The following is an 18,382-nucleotide window of genomic DNA, read 5'->3' as shown; positions in this document are numbered from 1 at the left end:
CCGTCGCCCGCCGCGGCCGAGGCGGCGTCGGGCGGCTGCGGACCCGGTCGACGAGCACGTGGACTTCTTCGTCCCGCCGGGCGGTTCCCGTCCTCGGGCGACGCGCCGGCCCAACAGGGAGGACTGGTATGACCACGACCGAGAACGCCCCGCCCGGGGAAGCTCCGTGGGACATGCGGGCCAGGGTGGCCGAGCTGCACGCCATCCGGGCCGCCGTCGCCGAGGGGCCGTCCGCCGCGGCGGACCAGGCCCAGCGCGACCGCGGCAAGCTCACCGTGCGGGAGCGGATCGACCTGCTGTTCGACCCCGGGACGTTCCGCGAGGTGGAGCAGTTCCGCCGGCACCGCAGCACGGGCTTCGGGCTGGAGGCCCGCCGGCCGCACACCGACGGCGTCGTCGCGGGCTGGGGCAAGGTGCACGGGCGCACGGTGTTCGCCTACGCGCACGACTTCCGGATCTTCGGCGGGTCGCTCGGCGAGGCGCACGCCGAGAAGATCCACAAGGTGATGGACCTGGCCGAGTCGGCGGGCGCGCCCATCGTCAGCCTCAGCGACGGCGCGGGCGCGCGCATCCAGGAGGGCGTCTCGGCGCTGGCGGGCTACGGCGGCATCTTCCGCCGCAACGTCCGCGCCTCCGGCGTGATCCCGCAGATCAGCGTCATCCTCGGCCCGTGCGCGGGCGGCGCCAGCTACTCGCCCGCCCTGACCGACTTCGTGTTCATGGTGCGCGGGATCTCGCAGATGTTCATCACCGGTCCCGAGGTGGTGCAGGCGGTCACGGGCGAGGAGATCACCCACGACGAACTCGGCGGCGCGGACGTGCACGCCGCCCTGTCCGGCGCGGCGGGGTTCGTCTACGACGACGAGGAGACCTGCCTGGAGGACGTCCGGCACCTGCTGTCCATGCTGCCGTCCAACAACCGCGAGGTGCCGCCGTCGGTCGTGCCCCGGGACGCGCGGGACCGGCGGAACAAGGCGATCCTCGACCTGGTGCCCGCCGACCCGAACCGCGCCTACGACGTGGTCAAGGTCATCGAGGAGATCGTGGACGACGGCGACCTGTTCGAGGTCCACGCCAACTGGGCGACCAACATCGTCTGCGGGCTGGCCAGGCTGGACGGGCACGTGGTGGGCGTCGTGGCGAGCCAGCCGTCCTCGCGGGCGGGCGCGCTGGACATCCACTCCTCGGAGAAGGCCGCCCGGTTCGTGCAGCTCTGCGACGCGTTCGGCATCCCGCTGGTGACGCTGGTGGACGTGCCCGGGTTCCTGCCGGGACGCGACCAGGAGCACGGCGGGATCATCCGGCACGGCGCGAAGCTGCTCTACGCCTACTGCAACGCCACCGTGCCCAGGGTGCAGCTCATCCTGCGCAAGGCGTACGGCGGCGCGTACATCGTGATGGACTCCCGGTCGATCGGCTGCGACCTGTCGTTCGCCTGGCCGGTCAACGAGATCGCGGTGATGGGCGCGGAGGGCGCGGCGAACGTCGTGTTCCGCCGCGAGATCGCCGCCGCGCGCGACCCGGAGGTCGTGCGGGCGCAGCGGATCAAGGAGTACCAGCGGGAGCTGATGCACCCCTACTACGCCGCCGAGCGCGGCCTGGTGGACGACGTGATCGACCCGGAGCTGACCCGCGCCACCCTGATCGACGCGTTGGCGGCGTTGCGGGCCAAGCGCGCCGACCTGCCGGTCCGCAAGCACGGGAACCCCCCGACGTGACCGCGTCCCGACCGCGCCTCGTCGTGCTGCGCGGCGAACCGGACGACGTGGAGCTGGCGGCCGTCGTGATCGCGCTGTTCGCGCTCGCCGGCGACCAGGCCGGGACCGCCGAGGACACCGACCCGGCCGGCGCGAACTGGCTGATCCCGGCCTGGTTCACGCCGCCCGGCTCGTGGCCCGCCCGCTAGCCCGCCCCCGACGGCGCCCGGGCGAAGCACCCACCCGGCCGGTCCCCGAACGCCACCGCGGACGGTGAAGGGCCCACCCGGTCGGATCCCGTCGGCACGCGAACGGGCCGCAGAGCGCCCACACCCGGCCGGCTTCCGAACGCGCCGCGGACGGTGCAGCGCCCACCCCGAACGGCACCCGGACGACGAAGCGCCCACCCGGACGGATCCGGGTGGGCGCCACGTCCTGTCGGCACGGCGGCTCGCGCCGGCCGTCAGTCGAGGTACTGCGGGGGCTGCATCACCGGGCGGTCGACGGCCATCAGCCACCGGCCGTCCTCGCCGCGCCGCAGCACGTCCGTGCACGTGCCGTTGATCCGGACCTTCCGGCCCTCCTCGTCGGTCGTGTCGATCTGGAACCTCACGCCGATGAGCGACACGTCGCCCGCCACGTACGCGTGCGTGAGCGTCGCTTCGAGGTGCGGCCGCGGCTCGAGGAACTTCTCGAACCACGCCTTGCGCGCCGCGCCGGTGAGCTGGCCGCCGGAGAAGTTGGAGATGGCGTCCGGCCGGTACAACCGGTCGAACAGCGCGCCGTCACCCGAGTTGAACACGTCGATGAAGATGTCGTTCTGGGTGTCGATGTCGTCGGTGAGGTCGGGGAAGTCGGGGTCGATCCGAAGTGCGGTGGACATCTTTCCGTCCTGCTTCCTGTCGGTGGACCGGGTCCGCGGACCCTGCTCGCGAGCATCACGGGCCCTACCCGGCGAACGTAAGCGCCGGCTTTCACGGTCGGTCAACGAGCCGGTAATCACCGGTCGTGCACCCGTCGTTACTGCTCGATGGGAGTCCGTTTTCCACCCGCCCCTACAGTTCGGAACGGGTGCCTGGGGCGGTTGGCGACAGGCGTCCGGTCCGACATCGAACAGTCCACAGCGGACCAGACGAGAGGTTCAGCGCTGATGCAGGAGACCGAGAAGGACGGTCGCGCGGTGATCGAGGCCGTCCGCGACCTCGTGCCGCGGTTGCGGGCGAACGGTCAGGAGGCCGAGGACCGGCGGTGGCTGCCGGACGAGAACATCAAGCTGCTGGAGGAGGCGGGCGTCTTCCGCGCGCCGGTGCCGCGCAAGTTCGGCGGGCTGGACCTCGGCGTGGCCGACCAGGTGGCGATCGTGTCGCAGGTCGCCCGCGGCTGCGGCTCGACCGGCTGGACCGTGAACGCGTGGATGTCCAGCACGGGTCTCATCTCGGCCTTCCCGGACCGGGCGCAGGAAGAGGTGTACGAGGGCGGCTGGGCGCGCGTCTCGGGCGGGTTCACCCCGACCGGCACGCTGACCGCGGTCGAGGGCGGGTACCTGCTCAACGGCAGCTGGCGGTTCAACACCGGCATCCGCGGCGCGGACTGGAACATCGCCGCGGCCATGGTCGAGCTGCCGGGCCACGACCAGCCCGAGGAGTTCTACGCCGTGGCCCCCGCGTCGGACTTCAGCGTCGCCGACGACTGGCACACCTCGTCCGCCGCCGGCACCGGCAGCTCCACGTCCACCGCGAAGGACCTCTTCGTGCCGTCCCACCGGGTGGTGGACGGCGTGGCCATCCTGGAGGGCACCACCGGCGACCGCTGGAACGCCGGCCTGCACGGCCGCGACTACGGCCTGATCCCGTACGTCATGGCGCCCTCGTTGGCGGTGTACATCGGCCTGGCCCAGCAGGCGTTGGAGCTGTTCGTGGAGCGCGCCCCCGGCCGCGGCATCGCCTACACCGCCTGGACCGAGCAGGCCGAGCACCCGCACGTGCAGATCCAGGTGGGCGCGGCGACCAACAAGATCGCCGCGGCCGAGGGCCTGCTGGACCGCATCACGACGCTGATGCAGGACCGCGCCGACCGCGCGGTCGAGGTCACCACCGCGGAGAAGGCCGCCATCCGCGGCCACGTCGGCTACGGCATCCAGCTCGCCAAGGAAGCGGTGGAGATCCTCTACACGCTCTCCGGCGCGTCGGTGATCCAGAAGTCGGTGGCGCTGCAGCGCGTCTACCGCGACACCGTCGGCCTGGCCCTGCACGGCCTGATGACGCCGGTCACGAACCTCGAAGTCCACGGCCGGGTGGTGCTCGGCCTCGATCCGAACACGTTCTTCCTCTGACCACTCGCCGGACCCGGCGACCGCCACGCGCGAAGGAGCCAGCCGTCATGACCGCCACCAGCACGATCAAACCGACCACAGACCTGGACAAGCACCTGGAGCACTACGTCCAGGCGTTCAACTCCAACGACCCCGACGTGCTCGAGCGGTTCTACACCGAGGACGCCGTCGCGGTGTGGGAGCCCGGCAAGCCGCTGTCCGGCGAGGCGCGCCGCGAGGCCGCCCGCGAGTTCCTGTCCCGCAACCCCACGATGGTGGCGGTGGAGCGGGAGCGGTACGTCACCGGTGACACCATCCTGTTCATCGTCGACTGGACCATCGACATGACCGGCGTCGACGGCGAGCCCGAGCACCTGGAGGGCGTCGGCGTCGACGTCGTCCGCAAGGGCCCGGACGGCAGCTGGCTGTACGCCGTGGACGACGCGTACGGCGGCACCCCGCCCGCCTGAGGCGGTCCGCCCGCGTGACGCGCGGGCGTCCCACCGGGCCCGGACCGGTCCGCGACCACCGCGGACCGGGTTCGGGACCGCTGCCGCCGACCGGGTCCGGGACCATCGCGGACCGGGCCGGGGACCGCTGCCGCCGACCGGTCCGCGACCATCACGGACCGGGTCCGCGACCACTGCGGACCGGATCCGGGACCGCTGTCGCCGACCAGTCCGTGACACGTGACCGCTGCCGCCGATCGCGGCGGGCAGGCCGCCCGGCGGCCGGGCGACCGCGTGCTCACCGGGCGGCAGCGGCGGGCGAGGCCGGGGCGGTGCCGCGTGACACCGCGCCCGGTGCTCGTCCCGGTGAGGCGGGGAGGTCCGGCGGCACCGCGCTTCGACACCGGGCGGGAGCGAGCCGGGCCCACGCCCCGCACCTCTTCCGCGGTCGCCACGACGCTGCCGGACGGTGGCGTCGCGGCAACCGCGGACCGGCGTCCGCCCGTGGCCCGGTGACCACGGGACGCGCCCCACAGACCCGGCGCCGCAGGCCCTCCGCACCCCAGCGCGGACGGCCTCCCGCGCCGGCCGCCTGCCGCTCCGCAGGCGCCGTGCGCCGCCCTCACCCTGTACCCCAAGGCAGGAGAGGGCGGCGCATCCGGCGGTCCGGGCACGGCGTGGCGGATGCGCTCAGGGCGACGGGGCGGCGTCGCCCGGCTCGGGCGCGGTCCAGATCCGGCTGGTGAGGTCCCGCCCGTCCACCACCTGCACGCGCCACGGGTCGAGCCGGATCACGGCGAACCCCGGATCCGCCGGCCCTCCGGGCCAGAAGCGGATCGGGTCGTAGCCGACACCGGGCGGGCTGCCCGCCCGGTACACGTCCCAGACCTCCGCGCGGGTCTCCCGGTCCTCGACCCACCGCGCCGTGCAGTCGGCGAACACCGCGTCCTGCGAGCGGTCCCAGTACGAAATGGTGGCGTGCGGGTTGCGCGCCAGGTGCGCCACCTTCACCGGCGTCCGGTTCGCCGCGATCCACCCGACCGGCCGCCCGCCGCGCACCTGCCAGACCGGCAGCAACACCCTGCCCCTGGGCCGGTTGCGCCGGTCGACGGTCGTCATGGTGGCGTAGGCGATTCGCTGCACGTACGACATGAACGCGCCCTGCAGCTCGGCGAACGCGTCGACCCGGGTCGACCCGGGGTCGCTCACCCGGGCACCACGCGGTGGAACAACCCTTGGTAGAACAGCAGGGCGCGGTCGCCGTCACCCGGCTCGCACGACAGCACGCGGCCGAGGAACAGCGAGTGGTCGCCCGCCGCGTGCACGTCCACGACCTCGCACTCCAGCCAGGCCAGCGCTCCGGTGAGCAGCGGCGCGCCGGTGCGGCGGCCCGGGGTCCAGTCCACGACGTCGAACTGGGCCGCGCCCAGCGGCCGGGACCGGTCGGCGAAGTAGCGGGCCACCGACTCCTGGTCGGCGCTCATCACGGACACCCCGAACCGGCCGGAGCCGGCCAGCGCCTCGTGCATGACCGCGGTGTGCGCGATGCAGCAGTGCACGAGCGGCGGGTCGAGCGACACCGAGCCGAACGCGTTGGCCGTCATGCCGTGGACGTGCTCGTCGCCCACGGTGATGACCACCACGCCGGTGGCGAAGCGGCCCATGACCGAGCGCAGGTCTGCGGCGGCGACGGGGCCCGGCGGGGCCTGCGCGGCGTCCGCGTGGTCCGTGTCCTTGGGAAAGACGTGCACCTTGTCGGGCATCCTCGTGCTGTCCCCTCGTCTCGGTGTGGTAACCGCGGAGCGCCCACCACTGTCCGCAAAGGACGTCGGCGCAAGCCGGATGCTCCGAACGTAGTCGCGGACCCCTACTCGCCCACCATCGCCGGGTAACGCACCCGTCATGACGTTGTGTTGGACGCGCGATTACCGGGCGCGACAACGCTTGCGGGCAAGAGCACCCGGGAACGTGCCGGAGTTTCTTCGCGCAAGTCGGTCACGAGAGGCGGTCGGCCGCATGGATCACCCCACTGTCAGCCATTCTTCGTCGGAGAACCCCGGTTCGGGGCTGCCGCCGGCGGGCGGTGATCAGGACGCGGTCGCCGTCATCGGCATGGCGGTGAGGTTGCCGAAGGCGGACGGGCCGACCGCGTTCTGGGACCTGCTGCGCGACGGGCGCGACGCGATCACCGACGCCCCGGAGGGCCGATGGGGCCTCGGCGGCGTCAACCGGGGCGGCTTCCTCGACGCGGTAGGGGATTTCGACGCCGGCTTCTTCGGCATCTCGCCGCGCGAGGCCGGCGCGATGGACCCGCAGCAGCGCCTGGTGCTGGAGCTGGCGTGGGAGGCGGTCGAGGACGCCCGGATCGTGCCGGCCGACCTGCGCGGCAGCCGCACGGCGGTGTTCGTCGGCAGCATCCGCGACGACTACGCCTCCCTCCTCTACCAGCACGGCGACACCGCGGTCACGCAGCACACGGTCACCGGCACCCACCGCGGCATCATCGCCAACCGCGTCTCCTACGCCTTCGACCTGCACGGGCCGAGCCTCACGGTGGACGCCGCGCAGTCGTCGTCGTTGGTCGCCGTGCACCTGGCGGCGCAGAGCCTGCGGGACGGCTCGGCCGACCTCGCCCTGGCCGGCGGCGTGAACCTCAACCTGCTCGGCGAGGGCACGGTCAGCCTGGAGCGGTTCGGCGCGCTGTCGCCGGACGGGCGCAGCTTCACCTTCGACGCCCGCGCCAACGGCTACGTGCGCGGCGAGGGCGGCGCGGTGGTCGTGCTCAAGCGGCTCGACCGGGCGATCGCCGACCACGACCGGATCTACGCGGTGGTGCTCGGCAGCGCGGTCAACAGCGACGGCGCGACCGAGGGCCTCACCGTGCCCAGCGAACGCGCGCAGACCGAGGTCATCCGCGCCGCGTTCGCCGACGCGGGCGTGGACCCGGCGCGGGCGCAGTACGTGGAGCTGCACGGCACCGGCACGCCGGTCGGCGACCCGATCGAGGCCCGCGCGCTGGGCGCGGCGGTGGGCGCGCACCGCGACGAGCCGCTGCCGGTCGGGTCGGCCAAGACCAACGTCGGCCACCTGGAGGGCGCGGCGGGCATCGTCGGCTTCGCCAAGGCCGCGCTGAGCATCCGGCACCGGCTGCTGCCCGCGAGCCTGAACTTCGCCACGCCGCACCCCGACATCCCGCTCGACGAGCTGAACCTGCGCGTGCAGACCGACCTGTCGCCGTGGCCGCGCCCGGACGAGCCGCTGATCGCGGGCGTCAGCGCGTGGGGCATGGGCGGCACGAACGCGCACGTCGTGCTCGCCGAAGGACCGCGGCCGCGGACCGAGCCGCCCGCCCCGGCGGCGGACCGGGTGGTGCCGTGGCTGCTGTCCGGCCGCGGCCAGGCCGCGCTCGCGGGCCAGGCGCGGGCGCTGCGCGACCGCCTCGCCGACGAGCGGCCGGTGGACGTGGCGCTCTCGCTGGCCACCACCCGCGCCGCGTTCGAGCACCGCGCGGTCGTCGTCGGCGCCACCCGCGAGGAGCTGGACGCGGGCGTCGAGGCGCTGGCGAGCGGCGGCGCGTCGGCCAACGTCGTGCAGGGCACCGCCGGCGACCCCGGCCGCACCGTGCTGGTGTTCCCCGGCCAGGGCTCGCAGTGGGCGGGCATGGCGGTGGAGCTGCTGGACGCGTCCCCGGTCTTCGCCCGCCACCTGGAGGCGTGCGCCGAGGCGCTGGCCGAGCACACGGACTGGTCGCTGCTGGACGTGCTGCGCGGTGTCGAGGGCGCGCCCGGCCTGGACCGGGTGGACGTGGTGCAGCCCGCGCTGTTCGCGGTCATGGTGTCGCTGGCCCGGCTGTGGCAGCACCACGGCCTGCGGGTGGACGCGGTCATCGGCCACTCGCAGGGCGAGATCGCCGCGGCCCACGTCGCCGGCGCGCTGACGCTGGCCGACGCGGCACGCGTGGTCGCGTTGCGCAGCAAGGCGATCCTGGCGCTGGCGGGCACCGGCGGCATGGCCGCGGTGTCCGCGCCCGCCGCCCGGGTGGCCGAACGGCTCGCCGAGCACGGCGGCCGGGTCAGCGTCGCCGCGGTGAACGGCCCGACCAACACGATCATCGCGGGCGACCCGCAGGCGCTGGCCGAGATCGTGGCCGGCTACCAGGCGCAGGACGTGCGCGCCTCGGTCATCGCGGTGGACTACGCGTCCCACTCCGCGGACGTGGAGAGCCTGAAGACCGAGCTGCTGGACGTGCTGGCGGCCGTCGCCCCGCAGGCGTCGGAGATCCCGTTCCACTCGACGCTGACCGGCGGGTTGCTCGACACCACCGGGATGGACCACGACTACTGGTTCCGCAACCTGCGCCACCAGGTCCGGTTCCACGAGACCGTGCTCGGGCTGCTGGCGAGCGGTCACCGGACGTTCATCGAGGTGAGCCCGCACCCGGTGCTCACCCACGCGATCTCCGACACCATCGACGCCGAGCAGGTCGACGGCGCGGCGGCGTTCGGCACGTTGCGGCGCGACGACGGCGGCCCGCGTCGGCTGCTGCTGGCGCTGGGCGCGGTGCACGCGCACGGCGTCGCGCTGGACTGGGCGTCGCTGCTGGACGGCGCGGACGCGCGGGTGGTGGACCTGCCCACCTACGCGTTCCAGCGCCGCCACCACTGGTTCGCGGGCGGCGACTTCACGCCGAAGACCGCGCCCGGCGCGCGTCCGGTCGAGGAACCCTCCGAGGCCGACGCCGACGACGCGACGAGCGCGTTGCGGGCGCGGCTGGCGGGTCAGCCGGACCGGGAGCGGCTGCGGGTGCTGGAGGACCTGGTCCGCACGCAGGTCGCGCCGGTGCTCGGCTTCGACGGCGCGTCGGCGGTGCAGGGCACCCGCACGTTCAAGGACCTGGGCCTGGACTCCGTCACGTCGGTCGAGTTCCGCAACCGGCTGGCCGTGGCCACCGGGCTGAGGCTGCCCGCCGCGGTGACGTTCGACCAGCCGACGCCGCAGGCGCTGGCGAAGTACCTCGACGCCGAGCTGGCGGGCGCCACCGCCGCCGCGCCGGTGACCACCCGGCCGGTGGCGCTCTCGGACGAGCCGATCGCCGTGGTGGGCATGGCGTGCCGGTTCCCGGGCGGGGTGCGGTCGCCGGAACAGCTGTGGGACCTGGTCCGCGACGGCGTGGACGCGATCTCCGGCTTCCCGGTCAACCGCGGCTGGGACACCGGCTCGCTGTACGACCCGGACCCGGACAAGCCCGGCTCGACCAACGCCCGCTACGGCGGGTTCCTGCACGACGCGGACGAGTTCGACGCCGCGTTCTTCGGCATCAGCCCGCGCGAGGCGACCGCGATGGACCCGCAGCAGCGGTTGCTGCTGGAGGTGGCGTGGGAGGCGTTCGAGCGGGCGGGCATCGACCCGAAGTCGTTGCGCGGCAGCAACGCCGGCGTGTTCGTGGGCGCGATGAGCCAGGACTACGGCCCGCGCCTGCACCAGGGCTCCAACGGCTACGACGGCTTCCTGCTGACGGGCAACCAGGTCAGCGTGGCGTCGGGCCGGGTGGCGTACACGTTCGGCCTGGAGGGTCCCGCGCTGACGATCGACACAGCGTGCTCGTCGTCGTTGGTCGCGGTGCACCTGGCCGCGCAGGCGCTCAACCGGGGCGAGACGTCGATCGCGCTGGCCGGCGGCGTCACGGTCATGTCCACGCCGGGCATCTTCGTGGAGTTCTCGCGGCAGCGGGGGTTGTCGCCGGACGGTCGGTGCAAGGCGTTCTCGGCGGACGCGGACGGCACGGGCTGGTCGGAGGGTGTGGGTCTGCTCGTGCTGGAGCGCTTGTCGGACGCCCGGCGCAACGGACACCCGGTGTTGGCGGTGGTCCGGGGCAGCGCGGTGAACCAGGACGGCGCGTCGAACGGGTTGACCGCGCCGAACGGCCCGTCGCAGGAACGCGTGATCCGCCAGGCGCTCGCGAACGCGGGGCTCGCCCCGTCCGATGTGGACGTGGTGGAGGCGCACGGCACCGGCACCACGCTGGGCGACCCGATCGAGGCGCAGGCGTTGCTGGCCACCTACGGCCAGGACCGGGCCGAGCCGCTGCGGTTGGGCAGCCTGAAGTCCAACATCGGGCACACCCAGGCGGCGGCCGGCGTGGCGGGCATCATCAAGACCGTCGAGGCGATCCGGCACGGCGCCGTGCCCCGGACGCTGCACGCCGACGAGCCGACGCCGCACGTCGACTGGACGAGCGGCGCGGTGGCGCTGGCGACGGAGACCGCGCCGTGGCCGGAGGTCGGCCGTCCGCGCCGGGCCGGGGTGTCGTCGTTCGGCATCAGCGGCACCAACGCGCACGTCATCCTCGAACAGGCCCCCGAGGTCCCGGTTCCGGCCGACGACACCCCCTCCGCCGCGCCGACGACGCCCCTGCCGTGGGTGATCTCCGGTCGCGGCCCCGGCTCGGTGGCCGCGCAGGCCGCCCGGCTGCGCGCGTTCCTGGCGGAGACCTCGCCGGACCCGCTGGACGTCGGCTGGTCGCTGGCGTCCACCCGCGGCGCGCTGGAGCACCGCGCGGTGGTGTGGGGCGAGGACCACGAGGCGTTGGCGGCCGCGCTGGACGCGGTCGCCGAGGGTCGGAGCGGCCCGACCGCCGTGACCGGCGTCGCGGGCTCCATCCGCGCGGCGTTCCTGTTCACCGGGCAGGGCGCGCAGCGGGTCGGGATGGGCCTGGCGCTGGCGGACGCCTTCCCGGCGTACGCGGAGGCGTTCGACGCGGTGTGCGCGGAGCTGGACCCGATGCTGGACCGCCCGTTGCGCGAGGTGATCGCGGACGGGGTGGACCTGGACGAGACCGGCTACACCCAGCCCGCGTTGTTCGCGGTCGAGGTGGCGTTGTTCCGGCTGCTGGAGTCCTGGGGCGTGCGTCCCGACTTCCTGGCCGGGCACTCGATCGGCGAGCTGGCCGCCGCCCACGTCGCGGGCGTGTTCTCGTTGGTCGACGCGGCACGGCTGGTCGCGGCGCGCGGCCGGCTGATGCAGGCGTTGCCGCGCACGGGCGTGATGGTGGCGGTCGAGGCCACCGAGGAGGAGGTCCGCGCCGAACTGGTGGACGGCGTGGACATCGCCGGGGTCAACGGGCCCACCGCCGTCGTGATCGCGGGGGAGACCGACGCCGCGCTGGCCGTCGCCGCCACCCTGGCCGCGCGCGGCCGGCGCACCAAGCGGCTGGAGGTCAGCCACGCGTTCCACTCGCCGCTGATCGAGCCGATGCTGGAGGAGTTCGCGGCGGTGGCCGAGGGCGTGGTGTACGGCGCGCCGCGCGTGCCGATCGTGTCCACGGTGACCGGCCGGCTCGCCGACGCCGACCTGACCACGCCCGGCTACTGGGTGCGGCAGGCGCGCCAGGCCGTCCGGTTCGCGGACGCGGTGCGCACCCTGGTCGCCGAGGGCGTCACGGCGCTGGTCGAGCTGGGACCCGCCGGCGTGCTGTCGGCGATGGTCCCCGCCATCGTGGCCGAGGACGTCGTCGCCGTGCCGCTGCTGCGCGCCGACCGGGACGAGCCCGGATCGCTGCTCTCGGCCCTGGCCCGCGCGTTCGTCACGGGCGTGGACGTGCGGTGGACCCGGCTCTACGAGGGCACGGGCGCGCGGCGGGTCGAGCTGCCGACGTACGCCTTCCAGCCCAAGCGGTTCTGGCTCGTCGCCCCGACCGGCGGCGACGTCACCGAGGCCGGGCTCGCCGCGGCCGGGCACCCGCTGCTCGGCGCGGCGGTGGACCTCGCGGGCGGCGACCGGCTGGTGCTGACCGGGCGGCTGGCGCTGGGCGCGCACGGGTGGCTCGCCGACCACGCCGTCGAGGGCTCGGTCGTGCTGCCCGGCACCGCCTACCTGGAGCTGGCGCTGTCCGCCGGCGAGCGGGTCGGCGCCGGGCGGGTGGTGGAGCTGACCCTGGCCGCGCCGCTGGTGCTGCCCGACCACGGCGGCGTGCACGTCCAGGTCGTGGTGGACGAGCCGGACGGTTCGGGCCACCGGGCGCTGCGCGTCTACGCCCGGCGCGACGAGGACGGCGCGGAGTGGACCGAGCACGCCGCCGGCGTGCTGGCCGCGGACGACGTGGGCGGGGCCGACGTGGGCGCCTGGCCGCCCGACGCGACCGAGGTCGACCTCACCGACGTCTACCCGCGCCTGACCGGCCACGGCTACGGCTACGGGCCCGCGTTCCAGGGCCTCACGCGGTTGTGGCGCGGTGACGGCGAGCTGTTCGCCGAGGTGGCGCTGCCGGAGGAGCAGCGTGCGGCGGCCGGCGACTACGTACTGCACCCCGCCCTGCTGGACGCGGCGCTGCACCCCCTGCTCCCCGGCGTCGTCGAGGACGGCTCGGGCACGCTCCTGCCGTTCGCCTGGTCGGGCGTGAGCGTCCGGGCGGCGGGCGCGCGGACCCTGCGCGTGCGGCACCGCGTCACCCGGCGCGACGCGGACACCACCGTGGTGTCGGTCGAGGCCACCGACGGCAACGGCACCCCGGTGCTCGCCGCGCAGTCGCTGGTGCTGCGCCCGGTGTCGCGGGAGGCGTTGCGCGAGCCGGGCAAGCTCCTGCGCCTGGACTGGACCGCCGGCCGGGCGGGCGAGCCGGCGCCGTGGGCGGTGGTCGGCGCGGACGGGTTCGAGGACGTGTTCGCGCTGCCCGCCGAGGTGCGGCCGGACCGCACCTACATCGACGTGCCCGACCTGGCGCAGGCGTCGGGCGGCGACGACGTGCCGAACCACGTCGTGGCCCTGCTGCCCGTCCCGGACGGGTCGCCCGCGACGACGGCGCGCCACGCGAGCGGCGCCGCGCTCGACCTGATCCGGGTGTGGCTGGCCGACGACCGGCTGACCGACGCGAAGCTGGTCGTCGTCACCCGCGACCCCGTGCACCACGCGGCCGTGTGGGGCCTGGTGCGGTCCGCCCAGTCCGAGCACCCCGGCCGGTTCGTGCTGGTCGAGCACGACGGCCACGCCGACTCGTGGGCGGCGCTGCCCGGCGCGCTGGGCAGCGGCGAGCCGCAGGTGGCGCTGCGCGAGGGCGCGGTCCTGGTGCCGCGCCTGGTGCGCGCGCCGGCCGGCGACGGCGCGGTGGACTGGTCCGAGGGCACCGTGTTGATCACCGGCGGCACGGGCGCGTTGGGCGCCTCGGTCGCCCGGCACCTCGTGACCGGGCACGGCGCGCGCAGCCTGCTGCTGGTCAGCAGGCGCGGGCCGGACGCGCCCGGCGCGGCGGAGCTGGTCGCCGAGCTGACCGCGGCCGGGGCCGAGGTCGCCGTCCGGGCGCTGGCCGTGGAGGACCGCACCGCGGTGGCGGACCTGCTGGCCGAGCACCCGGTGCGCGCGGTCGTGCACACCGCGGGCGTGGTCGACGACGGCGTCGTCACCTCGTTGGACCGCCGCCGGCTGGACGCCGTGCTCGGCCCCAAGGTCGACGGCGCCTGGCACCTGCACGAGCTGGCCGGCGAGCTGTCCGCGTTCGTCCTGTACTCGTCGGTCGCGGGCACGTTCGGCACGCCCGGCCAGGGCAACTACGCCGCCGGCAACGCGTTCCTCGACGCGCTGGCGCGGCACCGCCGGGCGCGCGGGCAGGCCGCCACCTCCATCGCGTGGGGCCTGTGGGAGCAGGACAGCGGCATCACCGGCACGTTGAGCGACACCGACCGGCAACGCCTGGCCCGCAATGGCGTCCGGCCGCTGCCGACGGAGGAGGGCCTGGCCCTGTTCGACGCCGCGACCGCCGCGGCCGAGCCCGTGGTGACGGCCGCCCTGCTCGACCACGCCGCGCTGCGCGAGCAGGGCGAGCACCTGCCCGCCGTGCTGCGCGGGCTGGTCACCGCCGCGCCGACCCGCCGCGCCGCCGCCGACGACGCGACCGCCGACACCGGGTCGCCGTGGGCGGACCGCCTGACCGGCCTCGGCGCGGTCGAGCGCGAGACGGCCGTGCAGGACCTCGTGCGCACCGCGGTCGCCCAGGTCCTCGGCCACGCCGACGACTCGGGCGTGGACATGTCGGCCGCGTTCAAGGAGCTGGGCTTCGACTCGCTCACGGCGGTCGAGCTGCGCAACCACCTGACCGGCGCGACCGGGCTGCGCCTGCCCAGCACGCTGGTCTTCGACTACCCGTCGCCCGCCGGCGTGGCGGACTACCTGGCCCGCCAGGTGTCGCCGCGCTCGGCGGCGGTCGAGCAGACCACCGCCGCCGTCGCCACCGAGGAGGACCTGATCGCGGTGGTGGGCATGGCGTGCCGGTTCCCCGGCGGCGTGCGGTCGCCGGAAGACCTCTGGGCGCTGGTGCGCGACGAGGTGGACGCGGTCGGCGAGTTCCCCACCGACCGCGGCTGGGACATCGCGGCGCTGTTCGACCCGGACCCGGACCGGGCGGGCAAGACCTACACCAAGAACGGCGGCTTCCTGCACGACGCCTACGACTTCGAACCCGAGTTCTTCGGCATGTCGCCGCGCGAGGCGCTGGCCACCGACCCGCAGCAGCGGTTGCTGCTGGAGGTGGCGTGGGAGGCGTTCGAGCGGGCGGGCATCGACCCGAAGTCGTTGCGCGGCAGCAACACCGGGGTCTTCGCCGGGGTGATGTACACCGACTACACCGAGCAGTCCGGCCAGCTGCCCGCCGAGCTGGAGGGCTACCTGGCCAGCGGCACCGCGGGCAGCGTGGCGTCGGGCCGGGTGGCGTACACGTTCGGCCTGGAGGGTCCCGCGCTGACGATCGACACGGCGTGCTCGTCGTCGTTGGTCGCGGTGCACCTGGCCGGGCAGGCGCTGCGGTCCGGCGAGGCCGACCTGGCGCTGGCCGGCGGCGTGACGGTCATGTCCACGCCCAACCCGTTCATCGAGTTCTCGCGGCAGCGGGGGTTGTCGCCGGACGGTCGGTGCAAGGCGTTCTCGGCGGACGCGGACGGCACGGGCTGGTCGGAGGGCGTCGGGCTGCTGGTGCTGGAGCGGTTGTCGGACGCGCGGCGCAACGGTCACCCGGTGCTCGCGATCGTGCGGGGCAGCGCGGTGAACCAGGACGGCGCGTCGAACGGGCTGACCGCGCCGAACGGCCCGTCGCAGGAACGCGTGATCCGCCAGGCCCTCGGCAAGGCCGGGCTGTCGCCCGCGGACGTCGACGTGGTGGAGGCGCACGGCACCGGCACGGCGCTCGGCGACCCGATCGAGGCGCAGGCGTTGCTGGCCACCTACGGCCAGGACCGCGAGCGCCCGCTGTGGCTGGGCAGCCTGAAGTCCAACATCGGGCACACCCAGGCGGCGGCCGGCGTGGCGGGCATCATCAAGACCGTCCAGGCCATGCGCCACGGGGTGATGCCGAAGACGCTCCACGTCACCGAGCCGTCGTTGCACGTCTACTGGGACGCCGGTGCGGTGTCGCTGCTGACCGAGGCCACGCCGTGGCCCGAGGTGGGTCGCCCGCGCCGGGCCGGGGTGTCGTCGTTCGGCATCAGCGGCACCAACGCGCACGTCATCATCGAGCAGGCGCCGGACGAGGCCGCGCCGGAGGCGCCTGCGGCGCGGCCGGTCGTGCCGTGGCTGCTGTCGGCCAAGACGCCGGCGGGCCTCAAGGCCCAGGCCGACGCCATCGGCGCGTTCCTGGCCGACCGGCCGGACGTGGCGCCGGTCGACGTGGCGTACACCCTGCTCACCCGGCGGACCACGCTGGAGCGGCACACCGTGCTCGTCGGCTCCGACCCGGCGGACTTCGCCGACCGGCTGGCCGCGGTCGACCCGGTGCGCGCCGGCCACACGGCGGTGGGCGGCCGGCTCGGCTTCCTGTTCACCGGGCAGGGCGCGCAGCGGGTCGGGATGGGCCTGGCCCTGGCGGACGAGTTCCCCGCGTACGCGGAGGCGTTCGACGCGGTGTGCGCCGAGCTGGACCCGATGCTGGACCGCCCGCTGCGCGACGTCATCGCGGACGGGGTGGACCTGGACGAGACCGGCTACACGCAACCGGCGCTGTTCGCCGTCGAGGTGGCGTTGTTCCGGCTGCTGGAGTCCTGGGGCGTCCGACCGGACTTCCTGGCCGGGCACTCGATCGGCGAGCTGGCCGCCGCCCACGTCGCAGGCGTGTTCTCGCTCTCCGACGCGGCACGGCTGGTGGCCGCGCGCGGCCGGCTGATGCAGGCGTTGCCGCGCACGGGCGTGATGGTGGCGGTCGAGGCCACCGAGGAAGAGGTCCGCGCCGAGCTGGACCCGTTCGTCGGCGTGGTGGACGTCGCCGCGGTCAACGGACCGCGCGCGGTGGTCCTCTCCGGTGACGAGAAGGCCACGCTCCTGGCCGCCGAGCAGTGGGAGAACCAGGGGCGGCGCACCCGCCGGCTCACCGTGAGCCACGCGTTCCACTCGCCCGCGATGGAGCCCATGCTCGGCGAGTTCGCGGACGTCGCGGCCACCGTCGACTACCGCGCGCCGCGCATCCCGATCGTCTCCACGGTCACCGGCGCGGTCGCCGAGGACCTGACCACGCCGGGCTACTGGGTCCGCCAGCTGCGCGGCACGGTCCGGTTCGCGCAGGCCGTCACCACGCTGGCCGCCCAGGGCGTGGCCACGTTCCTGGAGGTCGGCCCGGACGGCGTGCTCACCGCGATGGCCGACGCCGTGCTGGACGGGCTGCCCGACAACCGGGACCGGGCCGTGTTCACGTCGGTGCGCCGGGACCGGCCGGAGCCGGAGACCCTGGTGGCGAGCCTCGCGGGCCTGCACACCCGGGGCGTCGCGGTGGACTGGCGGGCGTTCTTCGCCGGCACCGGCGCGCGGGCGGTGGACCTGCCGACCTACGCGTTCCAGCGGCAGCGGTACGCGCTGGTGGTCGACAGCTCCGCCACCGCCCGGACCGGGGCCTCCTGGCAGCCGGTCGAGGTGCCCGAGGCGCCGGCGCAGCCGCGGGTCGCCGTGCTCGACGTGGGCCACGGCGTGGCCGACCTGCCCGGCGCGGAGGTGGTCGACCGGGTGGAAGCGCTCGCCGGACGGGAGTTCGACGTCGTCCTGCTGCCGCTGGCCGTGCACGTCACCCCCGCGGCCGAGGAGGGCGTCGACAGCCGCTACGACCGGACCCGCGAGACGCTGGACCTGATCCGCGACTGGGCGCACGGCGACGCGAAGCTGGTCGTCACGACCACCTCGGCGGCCCCCGCGCGGCCGTCCGACTCGGCCACCGAGGGCACCCGGCTCGCCTGGAGCCTCCTGCAGGCCGCCCAGGGGCAGAACCCCGAGCGGGTCGTGCTGGTCGACTTCGACACCGAACGCGCGGACGTCGGGGTGGCCGCCGCCGCGGCCGCCGCGGGGCTCCGGCTGGCCGCCGTGCGCGACGGCTCGGTCCTGACCCCGCCGCGCCAGGACGCGCCGGCCGCCGCCGAGCAGCCCGACCGCTCGGCGCTGCGGGCGGAGCTGGCCGCGACCCCGGCCGCCGGGCGGCGGCCCGCGGTGCTGGCCGCGGTCCGCGCCGAGGTGGCCGCGGTGCTGCAACGCGACGACGCGTCGGGCATCGAGGAGGACCGCGCGTTCCAGGCGCTCGGGTTCGACTCGCTGACCGCCGTGGACCTGCGCAACCGGCTCGGCGCGGTGGTGGGCGAGCAGCTCTCGGCGACCGTGGTGTTCGACCACCCGACGCTGGGCGCGCTCACCGACCACCTGCTCGGCCTCCTGGTCGCGTCCGCGGAGGCGCCCCTGCACGCCGAGCTGGACCGCCTGGAGGCGTTGCTGGCGACCGTGCCGCGCGACGGCGACGCCGACGACGTCGCGAACCGGTTGCGCACGATGCTCGCCCGCTGGACCGAGACGTCCGCCGCACCCGACGCGCCGGACGCCGAGGACCGGCTCACGGAGGCGTCCGCGGACGAGCTGTTCGCCTTCATCGACGACGAGCTCGGCCGCACCGCTGACTGACCGGCCCGTCCCGAGCTGCC

8 protein-coding genes are annotated in these 18,382 nt (G+C 75.1%); 5 read left to right on the top strand and 3 right to left on the bottom strand.

The window, feature by feature from the left end; translation table 11 throughout:
• Positions 1-128 precede the first annotated feature (128 nt).
• Together ACWEFJ_RS15820 and ACWEFJ_RS15815 are read left to right on the top strand one after the other, a co-directional pair.
• On the top strand, positions 129-1,718 hold the full coding sequence (locus ACWEFJ_RS15820) for an acyl-CoA carboxylase subunit beta (protein WP_378086613.1): 1,590 nt from the start codon (positions 129-131) through the stop codon (positions 1,716-1,718).
• Positions 1,715-1,906 carry an acyl-CoA carboxylase subunit epsilon gene (locus tag ACWEFJ_RS15815; protein WP_449714127.1) on the top strand — a complete coding sequence of 64 codons (192 nt, stop codon included), beginning with the start codon at positions 1,715-1,717 and terminating at the stop codon, positions 1,904-1,906. Before ACWEFJ_RS15820 ends, ACWEFJ_RS15815 begins: the two co-directional genes overlap by 4 nt.
• A 254-nt stretch (positions 1,907-2,160) precedes the next feature.
• Here ACWEFJ_RS15815 and ACWEFJ_RS15810 read toward each other — a convergent pair whose 3' ends face one another.
• Complete coding sequence (locus ACWEFJ_RS15810; RefSeq protein ID WP_378098437.1) at positions 2,161-2,580, bottom strand: YybH family protein; 420 nt, start codon at positions 2,578-2,580, stop codon at positions 2,161-2,163.
• A 267-nt stretch (positions 2,581-2,847) separates the two neighbouring features.
• On the opposite strand from ACWEFJ_RS15810, the gene ACWEFJ_RS15805 reads away from it, so the two are divergent.
• Positions 2,848-4,029, top strand: a complete 1,182-nt coding sequence (locus tag ACWEFJ_RS15805; protein ID WP_449714126.1) for an acyl-CoA dehydrogenase family protein — start codon at positions 2,848-2,850, stop codon at positions 4,027-4,029.
• Between the two features lie 47 nt (positions 4,030-4,076).
• The gene (locus ACWEFJ_RS15800; RefSeq protein ID WP_378098431.1) at positions 4,077-4,478 is read left to right on the top strand and encodes a YybH family protein; all 402 of its coding nucleotides are present in this window, start codon (positions 4,077-4,079) and stop codon (positions 4,476-4,478) included.
• A gap of 669 nt (positions 4,479-5,147) precedes the next feature.
• Here ACWEFJ_RS15800 and ACWEFJ_RS15795 read toward each other — a convergent pair.
• Positions 5,148-5,666 carry a pyridoxamine 5'-phosphate oxidase family protein gene (locus ACWEFJ_RS15795; protein WP_378089225.1) on the bottom strand — a complete coding sequence of 173 codons (519 nt, stop codon included), beginning with the start codon at positions 5,664-5,666 and terminating at the stop codon, positions 5,148-5,150.
• Positions 5,663-6,220, bottom strand: coding sequence for a flavin reductase family protein (locus tag ACWEFJ_RS15790; protein WP_449714125.1), 558 nt, complete (start codon positions 6,218-6,220; stop codon positions 5,663-5,665). Before ACWEFJ_RS15790 ends, ACWEFJ_RS15795 begins: the two co-directional genes overlap by 4 nt.
• Before the next feature lie 253 nt (positions 6,221-6,473).
• Between ACWEFJ_RS15790 and ACWEFJ_RS15785 the strand changes: the two genes are divergently transcribed.
• Positions 6,474-18,362 carry a type I polyketide synthase gene (locus tag ACWEFJ_RS15785; protein WP_449714124.1) on the top strand — a complete coding sequence of 3,963 codons (11,889 nt, stop codon included), beginning with the start codon at positions 6,474-6,476 and terminating at the stop codon, positions 18,360-18,362.
• The last annotated feature ends 20 nt before the right edge of the window (positions 18,363-18,382 follow it).

The sequence above is a fragment of the Actinosynnema sp. NPDC004786 genome, assembly GCF_053601135.1.
The sequence above is the reverse complement of the archived record's forward strand: the minus strand, read 5'-3'. Positions and strand labels throughout refer to the sequence as shown.

Coding starts and splice junctions, on each gene's coding strand:
- ACWEFJ_RS15820 (WP_378086613.1), top strand. CDS start 129: ATGACCACGACCGAGAACGCCCCGCCCGGGGAAGCTCCGTGGGACATG.
- ACWEFJ_RS15810 (WP_378098437.1), bottom strand. CDS start 2,580: ATGTCCACCGCACTTCGGATCGACCCCGACTTCCCCGACCTCACCGAC.
- ACWEFJ_RS15805 (WP_449714126.1), top strand. CDS start 2,848: ATGCAGGAGACCGAGAAGGACGGTCGCGCGGTGATCGAGGCCGTCCGC.
- ACWEFJ_RS15800 (WP_378098431.1), top strand. CDS start 4,077: ATGACCGCCACCAGCACGATCAAACCGACCACAGACCTGGACAAGCAC.
- ACWEFJ_RS15790 (WP_449714125.1), bottom strand. CDS start 6,220: ATGCCCGACAAGGTGCACGTCTTTCCCAAGGACACGGACCACGCGGAC.
- ACWEFJ_RS15785 (WP_449714124.1), top strand. CDS start 6,474: ATGGATCACCCCACTGTCAGCCATTCTTCGTCGGAGAACCCCGGTTCG.